Genomic DNA, 11263 nt, shown 5'->3' on the forward strand with positions numbered 1-11263 from the left:
CTGCTTTCCAGTTCTTCGCTTTCGCGTTTCCCTTTCCGGCGGTTCCAACCTTACCAGACTCTTTTTCGTTCCGTTTCCGGTTCGAATTTGAATTCTGGCGGCCTTTGGAATGGCCCTGCCTTTCGGCATGTCCACTACGTTAACCGATTCTTCTGGCGGCTCATAATCGAGTCGATGGGGTCGAATTGCGGCATGCCGAATTCTCACCCGCCAGGGTGATTCGTAAGTAGTGGTTGGTCGCTTCCGGATGCTCGGGGCGGTCCGATGGACCGTACCGACAGCAGTACCCGTTTCAAGCGGCTCGAGCTACCTTAGGCGGCCCCCGAGGGGGAGTCAAGTTGCGCGGCGGCGGGGCGCATGGGCCTTGTAGGGGCTCACTGTGGGGTCTCCGTCGATCCAGAAGCGCCAGGGATGTACGGATCCGTCGCCGCCCACCCCGGTGCGCGGGCCGCTGCGTACCTGGTCGCGGGGTGGTGGAGTGCCGTGCAGTACGACCAGCGGGGCGCCGGGGTGGGCAATGGTGTCGGTGCCGTTGAGTGCGCGGTCGATGTCGAGGGCGGTGGCCAATCGCGCCGGGCCTTTGGCCAGTTCCTTGTCGTTGCGGGCCGAGATTCGACGTTTGCGAGCGAGGTCTGCGCCGACCCGGATGTCGCCGGCGCGGAGCAGAACACCGCTTGCCTTGCCCTCCGGGCCGCACACCAGGTTGAGGCAGTGCCACATGCCGTAGGTGAAGTAGACGTACGCGTGGCCGGGTGGTCCGTACATGACGCTGTTGCGTCGGGTGCGGCCTCTGAACGCGTGCGATCCGGGGTCGATCTCGCCGGCGTAGGCCTCCACCTCGGTGAGGCGGAGTTCGATGGGGCCATCGGGAGTGGTGCGTACCAGGGTCCGGCCCAGGAGGTCGGGTGCCACCTCCAGTACGGGGCGGTCGAAGAAGTCGCGTGTCAGTGGAGTACGGTCCGGGCCCTCGATCATGGCCTTCGAGGGTACCGGGAACCGTCTACGGCCGTGGCGCGTATCTAGGGGTCAGGACCAAGGAGGAGTAAACATGGGCTTCAAGCGGCTGCTCGCGAGCATGGGTGCCGGTGGTGCTTCGGTGGAGACCGAGCTGACCGAACTCAATGTCGTGCCGGGTGGGGTCGTCCAGGGCGAGGTGCGGATCCAGGGTGGATCCGTGGATCAGCAGATCGAGGGGCTCTCCGTCGGTCTGCAGGCCCGGGTCGAGGTCGAGGGCCAGGACACGGAGACCAAGCAGGACATCGAGTTCACCAAGCTTCGGCTCGGTGGCGCGTTCGAGGCGCGGGCCGGTGCCGTGCACGTCGTACCCTTCGGGCTCGAAATTCCTTGGGAGACGCCGATCACGATGTTCGCCGGTCAGCATCTGCACGGCATGAACATCGGTGTGACCACGGAACTGGAGATCGCGCGTGCGCTGGACTCGGGCGACCTGGACCCGATCAACGTGCACCCGCTGCCGGCCCAGCAGGCCATCCTCGACGCTTTCGGGCAGCTCGGTTTCGGCTTCCGCAGTGCGGACATGGAGCGCGGCCACATTCGCGGGACGCGCCAGCGGCTGCCGTTCTACCAGGAGATCGAGTTCTTCCCGCCGCAGCAGTACCGCGGGCTGAACCAGGTGGAGCTGACGTTCGTCGCGGACGACCGCGAGATGGACGTCGTCCTGGAGATGGACAAGAAGCCGGGGCTCTTCAGCGAGGGCAGCGACTCGTACCGCGCGTTCAAAGTCGGGCTGAACGACTTCCACGGGACCGACTGGGCGGCGTACCTCAACCAGTGGCTCGCCCAGGTCGGCGGTCGGCGCAACTGGCTCTAGGGTCGGGCGGAAGACCTGCTGACAGCAGGAGAGCGATCAGGAGAGGTGCTGACGTGACCGAGCAGAAGAGGGCGCCGCTGCCGCACGACTTCCACCCCGAGGTGCCGTCGTTCACGGTGGTGAGCGAGGATCTCGCCCCCGGGGCCGTGCTGGCGGACACCCAGGTGTTCGCGGCCGGGAACACGTCGCCGCAGCTGCGGTGGGAGGGGTTCCCGGACCGCGCCAAGAGTTTCGCCGTGACGTGTTTCGATCCCGATGCTCCGACGGGCAGCGGATTCTGGCACTGGGTGGTCTTCGACATCCCGGCGTCGGTCACGGAGCTGCCGGCCGGTGCGGGCAGTGGGAAGTTCGAGGGGCTGCCCGCGGGCGCCGTACAGGTCCGTAACGACTACGGGTCGAAGGAATTCGGCGGTGCCGCTCCGCCCGCCGGGGAGAAGCACCGCTACGTCTTCACCGTGTACGCGGTGGACACCGAGAAGCTGGGGGTCGACAGCGATGCGTCGCCCGCGGTCGTCGGATTCAACCTTCGGTTCCACACGCTGGGCCGTGCTCAGCTGATCGGCGAGTACACGGGTCCTGCCTAAGGGCTGTCCCGTAATCCCTGGTGGATCAGCGCGCGGCGTCAGATGCGGTGCATCGCAAGGCGGAGGGGCGCTCGCATACTGGCTGTATTCGGGCGTTCCGACAACGCGGCGAGGTGCCGTAGCTGTCGTCGCGCGCCCGCCAGGGATGACGGGACAGCCCTCAGCAACCGGTGAGCCGAGAGTTCGCTTGCTGTTTGCCCTGTCCTGGTCTTGGAGAGACCGGGACAGGGCATTTTTTATTGCGTTGTCCATCACGGCCTGCCCAGCCAGAGTTGATCCGGGCCTGCCAGGGAGCGGGTGGCACACGGGAGGTGGGCGAGATGCGGGACACGCTGGTACTGAATGCGAGCTTCGAGCCGCTGTCGACGGTGACACTGAACCGTGCGGTGGTGCTGATTCTGCAGGACAAGGCCGTAGTCGAGCAGTCACACCCCGATCTCCGTATGCGTGGCGCCGCCGTCGACATTCCGGTGCCCCGGGTGATCAGGCTCTGCCGGTACGTACGGGTGCCGTTCCGAAGACAGGCCCCGTGGTCCAGAAGGGGCGTGCTGATACGGGACCAGCACCGGTGCGCGTACTGCGGGCGGCGGGCGAGCACCGTCGACCATGTGGTGCCGCGTGCCCAAGGCGGGCAGGACACCTGGCTCAACACGGTGGCGTCCTGTGCGGAGGACAATCACCGCAAGGCGGCCCGGACGCCGGAGCAGGCGGGGATGCCGTTGCTGCGGCAGCCGTTCGTGCCGTCTCCGGCGGAGGCGATGCTGCTGGCGCTGGGGGCCGGTGAGCGGTCGGCGCTGCCGGAGTGGCTGGACCGCACCGCGGCGTAGTCGGCGTGGTGTGTGCGTGATCGGCGTACGCATGTTGTCGTACCGGAAGCCCGTCTCCTGTGGGGGCGGGCTTCCGTGTGTCAGCGGAGCAGCAGCTGGACGATGGCGACCGTGCCGACGGCGACGATGAGGACGCGCAGGACGGTGGGGCTGAGGCGGCGGCCGACCTTGGCTCCGATCTGGCCGCCGATTGCCGAGCCGACCGCGATGAGTACGACGGCCGTCCAGTCGAAGTCCGCGGCGAAGAGGAAGAAGATCGCGGCGACGCTGTTGACGATGGCGGCCAGGACGTTCTTGACGGCGTTGAGTCGCTGCATCGTGTCGTCGAGCAGCATGCCCATGAGGGAGAGGTAGATGATCCCTTGGGCGGCGGTGAAGTAGCCGCCGTAGACGCTGGCGAGCATCAGTCCGACGAAGAGGAGCGGGCCGCCGTCGGGGCGTGCGGGGGTGGCGTCTTGCTCGCGTCGGCGCTGTACCGCTTTGCTGATGCGGGGTTGCAGGATGACCAGGACGAGGGCCAGGGCCACCAGGATCGGGACGATCGTCTCGAAGGCCGTGGAGGGCAGGGTCAGCAGAAGGGCGGCGCCGGTGAGGCCGCCGATCAGGGCGCCGACGGCGAACTTGAGGACGCGGCGGCCCTGCCCCGCCAGTTCGGCGCGGTAGCCGATGGCGCCGCTGACGGAGCCGGGGATCAGACCGAGGCCGTTGGAGACGGTGGCGGTGACCGGGGGGAGGCCAGTGGCGAGCAGCACCGGGAAGGTGATCAGCGTTCCCGATCCGACGATCGTGTTGATCGTGCCGGCGCTTATGCCGGCGGTGAAGACGGCAAGCATCTCCCAGGTGGTCATGGCGAATCCCCCGTACATGATCGGTGGTTGGTGCACTGATCATGCACGAGGGCGTGTACGCGTCAGTCGACCGGGGGCTGCTCCCGGCGTTCCTTGCCGGTGTCGAATCCGGGGACGCCGTTGCCGAGGTTGCCGAAGGCTCCGCTGAGGCCCTTGAGTGCGTCGCCGATCTCGCTGGGCACGATCCAGAGCTTGTTGGCGTCGCCCTCAGCGATCTTCGGGAGCATCTGGAGGTACTGGTACGAGAGGAGCTTCTGGTCCGGGTCGCCGGCGTGGATGGACTCGAAGACCGTACGGATGGCCTGGGCCTCGCCCTCGGCGCGCAGGGCCGAGGCCTTGGCCTCACCTTCCGCGCGCAGGATCGCGGACTGCTTCTCGCCCTCCGCGGTGAGGATCGCCGACTGCCGGGTTCCTTCGGCCTGGAGGATCGCGGCGCGCTTGTCGCGGTCGGCACGCATCTGCTTCTCCATCGAGTCCTGGATGGAGGTGGGCGGTTCGATCGCCTTGAGCTCGACGCGGTTGACGCGGATGCCCCACTTGCCGGTCGCCTCGTCGAGGACTCCGCGGAGGGCGGCGTTGATCTCCTCGCGGGAGGTCAGGGTGCGCTCCAGGTCCATGCCACCGATGATGTTGCGGAGGGTGGTGACGGTGAGCTGCTCGATCGCCTGGATGTAGCTGGCGACCTCGTAGGTCGCGGCCCTCGCGTCGGTCACCTGGTAATAGATGACCGTGTCGATGTTGACGACCAGGTTGTCCTGGGTGATCACCGGCTGGGGCGGGAAGGGCACGACCTGTTCACGGAGGTCGATGCGGTTCCTGATCGTGTCGATGAATGGAACGACGATGTTCAGGCCTGCGTTGAGTGTGCGGGTGTAGCGGCCGAAGCGCTCCACGATGGCGGCGCTGGCCTGCGGAATGACCTGGATCGTCTTGATCAGGGCGATGAAGACGAGCACCACCAGAATGATCAGGACGATGATGATCGGTTGCATCGTGTTCCTCGTTGCCCTTCGGTTGCCGACGGATCGCGATGATCGAGGTCGAGATCGTGTGAGGGGCCGTACGTCTGTGCCTGGACGGTCTCGATCTCATGATCATCGACATCGAGTCTGACAGAACGTGCTCTGTCGTGTGGGTGGTTCGGTCACATGACGACTGCTGTGGCACCGTCGATCTCGACGACATCGACCTGTTGGCCCGGATCGAAGCTCTGGTCCCCGTCGAGTGCGCGGGCGGACCAGATCTCTCCGGCCAGCTTGATCCGGCCGCCACTGCCGTCGACCCGTTCCAGGACGACTGCCTGACGGCCTTTCAGTGCATCGATGCCGGTGGCCAGTTGGGGCCGGTCGGCACGGTGTCTGGCGGCGATCGGCCGGACCACGGCGATGAGCGCCACGGAGACCACGACGAATACGAGTACTTGGGCCACGATGCCACCACCGAGTGCCGCAACGGCCGCCGCGGTAACCGCTCCGACGGCGAACATGCCGAACTCTGGCATCGCTGTCAGGACGAGCGGGATGCCCAGTCCCACCGCGCCGATCAGCCACCACACCCACGCGTCGATGTCCACGTGGTCATGGTAGGACGGCGGGTGCCCCCGCGGACAGGGCGCAAGCGGACGTCGTGCCGGGCAGATTCCAGCCGGAGGGGTTCCGGTCCGAGGGGTTCCGGTCGGAGAGGATCCGTTCTGCCGGACCCGTTCCGTTCGTCGGACCGGTTCCGGTTCAGGAGAGCGGGAGTCCGTGGGCCGTGTAGCGGTCGCCGGTGTGCTCGACGATCAGCGGCAGGCCGAAGCAGAGGGAGAGGTTGCGGGAGCTGAGCTCGGTCTCCATGGGGCCCGCGGCGAGCACCTTGCCCTGGCGGATCATCAGGACGTGGGTGAAGCCGGGGGCGATCTCCTCGACGTGGTGGGTGACCATGATCATGGAGGGGGCGTACGGATCGCGGGCCAGTCGGCCGAGGCGGCGGACCAGGTCCTCGCGGCCCCCGAGGTCGAGTCCGGCGGCGGGCTCGTCGAGGAGCAGCAGCTCGGGGTCGGTCATCATGGCGCGGGCGATGAGGGTGCGCTTGCGCTCGCCCTCGGACAGGGTGCCGAATTTGCGGTCGAGGAACTCGGTCATACCGAGGCGGTCGAGGAAGGCGCGGGCGCGCTCCTCGTCGACGGCCTCGTAGTTCTCGTGCCAGGTGGCGGTCATGCCGTAGGCAGCGGTGAGCACCGTCTGCAGAACGGTCTGGCGCCTGGGCAGCTTCTCGGCCATGGCGACGCCCGCGATGCCGATGCGGGGGCGGAGATCGAAGACATCGGTGCCGACGCCTCCGAGTTGCTCGCCGAGGATCTTGGCGGTGCCGGTGCTCGGGAAGAGGTAGCTGGACGCGATGTTGAGGAGGGTGGTCTTGCCGGCGCCGTTCGGGCCGAGGATGACCCAGCGCTCCCCCTCCTTGACCTGCCAGGAGACGTCGTCCACCAGAGCGCGTCCGTCGCGGACCACGGATACGTCCACCAGCTCCAGTACATCGCTCATGGCGCGTTGTCTCCCCATGCAGTGTCGAGATCGTCGCGTGCCTGTGGGCACAGCTCCCAGGGAAATCTACGCCACCGCAAGAGTGCGTCAGGCGCTGGGCCCGCGTGCGGACAGGCCCCTGCTCCGTTCCCTAGGCTGTTGCCATGCTTTCGGAACCACGCTCAGGACTGCTGGCCGCTTGGGGAAACGCGCTTCTGGCGGGGCTTGTGTCGCCGGACGACGCGGCGCTCGCCATTGTCGGGGAAGACGCGGTGCACCGCGTGGAGGGACTGCCGGGCGAGACGGGGCCGGTCGGGCTCACGCTGGCGCTCGGGCGGTTGCGGGCACTGGGGGTGACCGGCTTCCGGGTCGCGCTGCCGGCCCCCGGGCATCCGCTGGGTCTGAGCGGTCCGCCGGACTTCAATGCGCGGGCGTTGGAGGCCGAGGAGGCGGTGGTCGCGTTCGGTGCGCCGTACGGGCTGGTTCCCGAGGTCCATGAGGTGGGGCCGGAGGGGGATCTGCACGTCGAGGTGGTGTGGCACTGTCTGCCTGTGCGGGAGGCGCCGCCGGCCGATGTGCCGTCGCTGGGTGAGGCGGAGCGGGAGCTCGCCGAGGCGTTGCGGGATGCGACGGCGGTGCTGTCACGGTTGGATGTGGCGGGTTCCGGGCCGGTGGCGGAGGCGGCGGTGGATGCGTACCGGGCGCGGACGGAGCGGGGGCGCGAGGTGCTGGCTCCGGGGTATCCGCCGCGGGCGGTGCGGGTGCTGGAGCTGGCGCAGCGGGTCGGGCTGCTGATCTCGGTGGCGTACGAGAACGGGCACGGCGGGGCGGTGAGCGCGTCGGAGATCGCGGCTCGGGGGGAGGCGCTGAGGCCGGTGGAGCGGGTGGCTCGGCGGGCGCAGGTTGCCGCGTACAACGCGTATGTGGAGGAGCGGGAGCGGTAGGCCCTGGGCGGCCGGCGGGGGCGGTCGTGCCCGGGCGTCCCGGGGTTCCGTTTTTGTCCTCAATCGCCGGACGGCCTCAAGAGTGCCGGGGTCAGCGTGGGTGCAGGGGTCGCCGGCCGGGCTCGATGCGCCCGGTCGGCGACACAGGGCCGTGGTCGGTCAGCCGTTCAGGCCGACGTTACCGAAGGCCGGGTTGAGCAGGCCGATCACGTTGACGGTGTTGCCGACCACGTTCACCGGGACGTGCACCGGGACCTGGACGACGTTGCCGCTGACCACGCCCGGGGAGTGGGTAGCGGCACCGTGGGCGCCCGCGCCGTGGCCGGTGGCGGAGGCCGCGCCGGCACCGGCGGCGATGATTCCACCGGCGATCACGGTGACGGCGGCGGCCTTCTTCAGGTTCTTCACTTCAGGATCCTCCTAGCGTGGCTGCGGCCAGCCGCCGCAGCACCCTGGAGAACGCCTCGGAGTCGAACAGGTTGCGCCGTCCAGGTGACATCCACCCGACAGTATGAATCTCAGTCCGGAGTGGCACGGTCCGCTTCGGTGCCGGTCAGCCCGCCGCCCCGTGCCGGACGGCCCAGAGGGCCGCCTGGGTCCGGTCCGAGAGATCCAGCTTCATCAGAATGTTCGAGACGTGCGTCTTGACGGTCTTCTCGGAGAGGACCAGGGCGCGCGCGATCTCGCGGTTGGAGCGGCCGTCGGCGATGAGGCCCAGCACTTCCCGCTCCCGTTCGGTGAGGGTGCTCCCCCGGCCCGTACCGCTGCCCGCGTCGTCCTGGGCGAGCAGGGCTCCCGCGACCTCCGGCTGGAGCAGGACGTGGCCCGCGTGCACCGAGCGGATGGCGCCGGCCAGGGCGTCCGGGTCGACGTCCTTGTATACGTACCCGGAAGCTCCGGCCCGCAGCGCGGGGACCACGGTGCGCTGCTCGGTGAAGCTGGTGACGATGAGGACCTTGGCCGGGTTCTCCAGCCCGCGGAGCTTGCGCAGGGCCTCGATCCCGTCCGTGCCCGGCATCTTGATGTCCATCAGGACGACGTCGGGACGGAGCTCCTCGGTCCTGGCCACCCCTTCCGCGCCGTCGGACGCCTCACCGACCACTTCTATGTCGTCCTGCACCTCCAGGAACGTACGCAGACCGCGGCGGACCACCTGGTGGTCGTCGACCAGCAGCACCCTGATGATCTTGTCAGCCACCGGGGACCTCCATCTCGATCGTGGTGCCCTTGCCGGGCGCCGATTCAACGGTGAGCCTTCCGCCGACCCCGCTCGCGCGGTCCCGCATCGACACCAGACCCAGGTGGCGGCCGGCCTGTCGGGTCGCCGCGGGTTCGAAACCGCTGCCGTCGTCGGTGATCCTCAGCAGTGTGCCGCCGCCGTGCCGGGCCAGTGTGACGCCGACGTGCTCGGCGCCCGAGTGGCGCAGCGCGTTGTGCAGGGCCTCCTGGGAGACGCGGAGCAGCGCCTCTTCCTGAGCGGCCGGCAGGGCCCGTACGCCCAGGCTCTCGAAGGTGACCCGGGCCGAGTGCGCACGGTCCAGGACCTGGATCTGGTTGCGGAGGGTGGCGATGAGGCCGTCCTCGTCGAGCGCGGCCGGGCGCAGTTCGATGACGGCGGCGCGCAGCTCCTCCACGGCTTCCGCGGCGAGCGCGGCTACCTGGTGGAGCTCGCCCTTCGCGCGGGCCGGGTCGCGGTCGATCAGAGCGGTGGCGGCCTGGGCCGTCAGCCGCAACGAGAACAGCTTCTGGCTGACCGCGTCGTGCAGCTCATGGGCGAGCCGGGAACGCTCCTCGGCGATGGTGAGCTCCCGGCTGCGTTCGTACAGCCGGGCGTTGGTGAGGGCGATCGCCGCATGCTGGGCGAGGATCGACAGCAACTCCTCGTCCTCGGCGGTGAAACCGCAGCTGCCCTCGGGTTTGGGGCAGCGCTTGTTGGCGAGGAAGAGTGCGCCGATGATCTCGTCGCCGTCCCGGATGGGCAGGCCGAGGAAATCGGACATGTCGGGGTGGGCGGCGGGCCAGCCTTCGAAGCGGGGGTCCTTGCGGACGTCGGCCAGGCGCTCCGGCTTCGCCTCGTGGAGCATCGACGCGAGGATGCCGTGCTGCCGGGGCAGGGGGCCGATGGCCTTCCACTGCTCGTCGCGGACGCCGTCGACGACGAACTGGGCGAAGCCGCCGTGATCGTCGGGCACGCCCAGGGCGGCGTACTCGGCGTCCAGCAGTTCGCGGGCCGAGGCGACGATCGTCTTCAGGACGTCGCGCACTTCGAGATGCCGGCTCATGGCGAGCAGCGCGGCACTCACCGCTGCGAGGCCCGACGGTGGGCGATGACTCATGGCCTCACCGTACCGGCGGGGGTACGGGCGCCGTATCGGCCTGTGGACGGCCACTGATTAGGGCGCGGGGACTAGGTCCGGCCGGGGTCGGATACGGCGGGCTCGGGTACAGCGGGTCCGGTCCTGTACAGAGGTCCCGTACCGGGCATAGAGCGGTCCGGTACGGGGGTCCCGTACCAGGCACAGAGGGGTCCGGTCCGGGGCAGGGCCTGGCCTGTCGGGCCAGGGGGAGGGCGTCCAGCTGCCCTCCGGGGGCCGGATCCTCACACTCCGAATTGCTTGAGCAACCGTCGGTGAGTTTGCTGCGCGGCCGGTGTGAGGCCGGGCATAGGACCCACGTCACTTACGAAGCCTGCTAGTGGATACATAAGTGCCACATCAGTGAGCATGAGCGCGAACCCCTGGGTTCGAGCGGAGTCGTGATCCACTACCCGGGATCGTACGTCACACCTTTGCCACGCCATTTTGCTGACGCTAAGAATTGCTCTCGTCCCCGACGGAGATGCGACCACATCGCCTCCCGTCTTCGTCCTCCGTGAGGACTCCCGCGATTCGAAGAGGTACGTCTGCATGTCCGAGTCCAGCATCCCCGGCCGTCGCCGTCGCCTGAACAAGACCCAGAAGCTCTCCGTCGCGGGTATCTCCGCCGTCGCCGTCGCCTCGCTCTCGTTCTCGCTCGTCCCCGCCAATGCCGAAGGCAAGCCTCAGGCCCGGACTCCCGAGTCCGCCGCCCCCGTGGTTCTCACTTCGGTCGCTGGTACCCCGGCCGCCAAGGCACTGCAGGCCAGCCTCATCGGGCAGCACACGACCGCCGAGAAGCTGGTGAAGGCCTCCGACCTCGCGCGGGCCAAGAAGGCCGCCGCGGTCGAGGCGAAGGCGAAGGCCGCCGAGAAGGTGAAGGCCGCCGCCGCTGCGAAGGCCGAGGCTGCCGCCGAGAAGCGCACCGGCACGCAGGCTGCCAGCCGTTCCGAAGTCCGTACCCCGGTCTACGCCAACAACCTGGACGGCTGGATCAGGGAGGCCCTGGACATCATGAAGTCGCGCGGCATCCCCGGCTCGTACGACGGTCTGCACCGCAACATCATGCGGGAGTCCAGCGGTAACCCGAACGCGATCAACGGCTGGGACATCAACGCGCGCAACGGCGTTCCGTCCATCGGCCTGCTGCAGATCATCAAGCCGACGTTCGACGCGTACCACGTTCCCGGCACGGCCTTCAGCCAGTACGACCCGGTCGCCAACATCACCGCCTCGGCCAACTACGCCGCCGACCGGTACGGCTCGATCGACAACGTCAACAGCGCGTACTGATCGAATCCGGACGTCCTCGGACGACCTGATGATCCGTGTACGCATACGCCGAAGGGCGGCACCCGCACGGGGTGCCGC

13 protein-coding genes are annotated in these 11263 nt (G+C 68.4%); 5 read left to right on the top strand and 8 right to left on the bottom strand.

What is annotated here, in order from left to right:
- Window positions 1-333: 333 nt before the first annotated feature.
- Window positions 334-975 (bottom strand): DNA-3-methyladenine glycosylase, encoded by a 642-nt coding sequence (locus ACFU8Q_RS33295; RefSeq protein WP_384461371.1) that lies wholly within the window; start codon window positions 973-975, stop codon window positions 334-336.
- Window positions 976-1048: 73 nt separating this feature from the next.
- Here ACFU8Q_RS33295 and ACFU8Q_RS33300 point away from each other — a divergent pair, with 73 nt between their 5' ends.
- The 3 genes from ACFU8Q_RS33300 (at window position 1049) to ACFU8Q_RS33310 (ending at window position 3242) form a co-directional block, all read left to right on the top strand.
- Window positions 1049-1831, top strand: a complete 783-nt coding sequence (locus ACFU8Q_RS33300; RefSeq protein ID WP_384461374.1) for a sporulation protein — start codon at window positions 1049-1051, stop codon at window positions 1829-1831.
- A 53-nt stretch (window positions 1832-1884) separates the two neighbouring features.
- Window positions 1885-2415: a YbhB/YbcL family Raf kinase inhibitor-like protein gene (locus ACFU8Q_RS33305; RefSeq protein WP_384461377.1), complete on the top strand. Its 531-nt coding sequence runs from the start codon at window positions 1885-1887 to the stop codon at window positions 2413-2415.
- Window positions 2416-2735: 320 nt separating this feature from the next.
- Complete coding sequence (locus ACFU8Q_RS33310; protein ID WP_093895792.1) at window positions 2736-3242, top strand: HNH endonuclease; 507 nt, start codon at window positions 2736-2738, stop codon at window positions 3240-3242.
- An 80-nt stretch (window positions 3243-3322) separates the two neighbouring features.
- Here ACFU8Q_RS33310 and ACFU8Q_RS33315 read toward each other — a convergent pair whose 3' ends face one another.
- The 4 genes from ACFU8Q_RS33315 to ACFU8Q_RS33330 form a co-directional block, all read right to left on the bottom strand.
- Window positions 3323-4090, bottom strand: coding sequence for a sulfite exporter TauE/SafE family protein (locus tag ACFU8Q_RS33315; protein ID WP_384461380.1), 768 nt, complete (start codon window positions 4088-4090; stop codon window positions 3323-3325).
- 62 nt (window positions 4091-4152) lie between these two features.
- Window positions 4153-5082: an SPFH domain-containing protein gene (locus tag ACFU8Q_RS33320; protein WP_351206516.1), complete on the bottom strand. Its 930-nt coding sequence runs from the start codon at window positions 5080-5082 to the stop codon at window positions 4153-4155.
- Window positions 5083-5234: 152 nt separating this feature from the next.
- On the bottom strand, window positions 5235-5663 hold the full coding sequence (locus ACFU8Q_RS33325; protein ID WP_384461384.1) for an NfeD family protein: 429 nt from the start codon (window positions 5661-5663) through the stop codon (window positions 5235-5237).
- A gap of 154 nt (window positions 5664-5817) precedes the next feature.
- Entirely contained in the window at window positions 5818-6615 is a 798-nt protein-coding gene (locus ACFU8Q_RS33330; protein WP_384461387.1) for an ABC transporter ATP-binding protein, read from the bottom strand.
- Between the two features lie 143 nt (window positions 6616-6758).
- On the opposite strand from ACFU8Q_RS33330, the gene ACFU8Q_RS33335 reads away from it, so the two are divergent.
- Entirely contained in the window at window positions 6759-7538 is a 780-nt protein-coding gene (locus ACFU8Q_RS33335; protein ID WP_384461390.1) for a hypothetical protein, read from the top strand.
- Window positions 7539-7697: 159 nt separating this feature from the next.
- On the opposite strand, the gene ACFU8Q_RS33340 is transcribed toward ACFU8Q_RS33335, so the two are convergent.
- The 3 genes from ACFU8Q_RS33340 to ACFU8Q_RS33350 all read right to left on the bottom strand — a co-directional run bounded on the left by ACFU8Q_RS33340 (window position 7698) and on the right by ACFU8Q_RS33350 (window position 9874).
- Window positions 7698-7946: a chaplin family protein gene (locus tag ACFU8Q_RS33340; protein ID WP_383762478.1), complete on the bottom strand. Its 249-nt coding sequence runs from the start codon at window positions 7944-7946 to the stop codon at window positions 7698-7700.
- A 145-nt stretch (window positions 7947-8091) separates the two neighbouring features.
- The gene (locus tag ACFU8Q_RS33345) at window positions 8092-8736 is read right to left on the bottom strand and encodes a response regulator (protein WP_384461393.1); all 645 of its coding nucleotides are present in this window, start codon (window positions 8734-8736) and stop codon (window positions 8092-8094) included.
- Entirely contained in the window at window positions 8729-9874 is a 1146-nt protein-coding gene (locus tag ACFU8Q_RS33350) for a GAF domain-containing sensor histidine kinase (RefSeq protein ID WP_384461396.1), read from the bottom strand. The genes ACFU8Q_RS33345 and ACFU8Q_RS33350 overlap by 8 nt, the downstream gene beginning before the upstream one ends.
- Window positions 9875-10444: 570 nt before the next feature.
- Here ACFU8Q_RS33350 and ACFU8Q_RS33355 point away from each other — a divergent pair.
- The gene (locus ACFU8Q_RS33355) at window positions 10445-11185 is read left to right on the top strand and encodes a transglycosylase SLT domain-containing protein (RefSeq protein ID WP_384461399.1); all 741 of its coding nucleotides are present in this window, start codon (window positions 10445-10447) and stop codon (window positions 11183-11185) included.
- The last annotated feature ends 78 nt before the right edge of the window (window positions 11186-11263 follow it).

The organism is Streptomyces sp. NPDC057543, assembly GCF_042801895.1.
GTDB lineage: Bacteria > Actinomycetota > Actinomycetes > Streptomycetales > Streptomycetaceae > Streptomyces.

Coding starts and splice junctions, on each gene's coding strand:
- ACFU8Q_RS33300 (WP_384461374.1), top strand. CDS start 1,049: ATGGGCTTCAAGCGGCTGCTCGCGAGCATGGGTGCCGGTGGTGCTTCG.
- ACFU8Q_RS33335 (WP_384461390.1), top strand. CDS start 6,759: ATGCTTTCGGAACCACGCTCAGGACTGCTGGCCGCTTGGGGAAACGCG.
- ACFU8Q_RS33330 (WP_384461387.1), bottom strand. CDS start 6,615: ATGAGCGATGTACTGGAGCTGGTGGACGTATCCGTGGTCCGCGACGGA.
- ACFU8Q_RS33320 (WP_351206516.1), bottom strand. CDS start 5,082: ATGCAACCGATCATCATCGTCCTGATCATTCTGGTGGTGCTCGTCTTC.
- ACFU8Q_RS33310 (WP_093895792.1), top strand. CDS start 2,736: ATGCGGGACACGCTGGTACTGAATGCGAGCTTCGAGCCGCTGTCGACG.
- ACFU8Q_RS33295 (WP_384461371.1), bottom strand. CDS start 975: ATGATCGAGGGCCCGGACCGTACTCCACTGACACGCGACTTCTTCGAC.
- ACFU8Q_RS33350 (WP_384461396.1), bottom strand. CDS start 9,874: ATGAGTCATCGCCCACCGTCGGGCCTCGCAGCGGTGAGTGCCGCGCTG.
- ACFU8Q_RS33315 (WP_384461380.1), bottom strand. CDS start 4,090: ATGACCACCTGGGAGATGCTTGCCGTCTTCACCGCCGGCATAAGCGCC.
- ACFU8Q_RS33355 (WP_384461399.1), top strand. CDS start 10,445: ATGTCCGAGTCCAGCATCCCCGGCCGTCGCCGTCGCCTGAACAAGACC.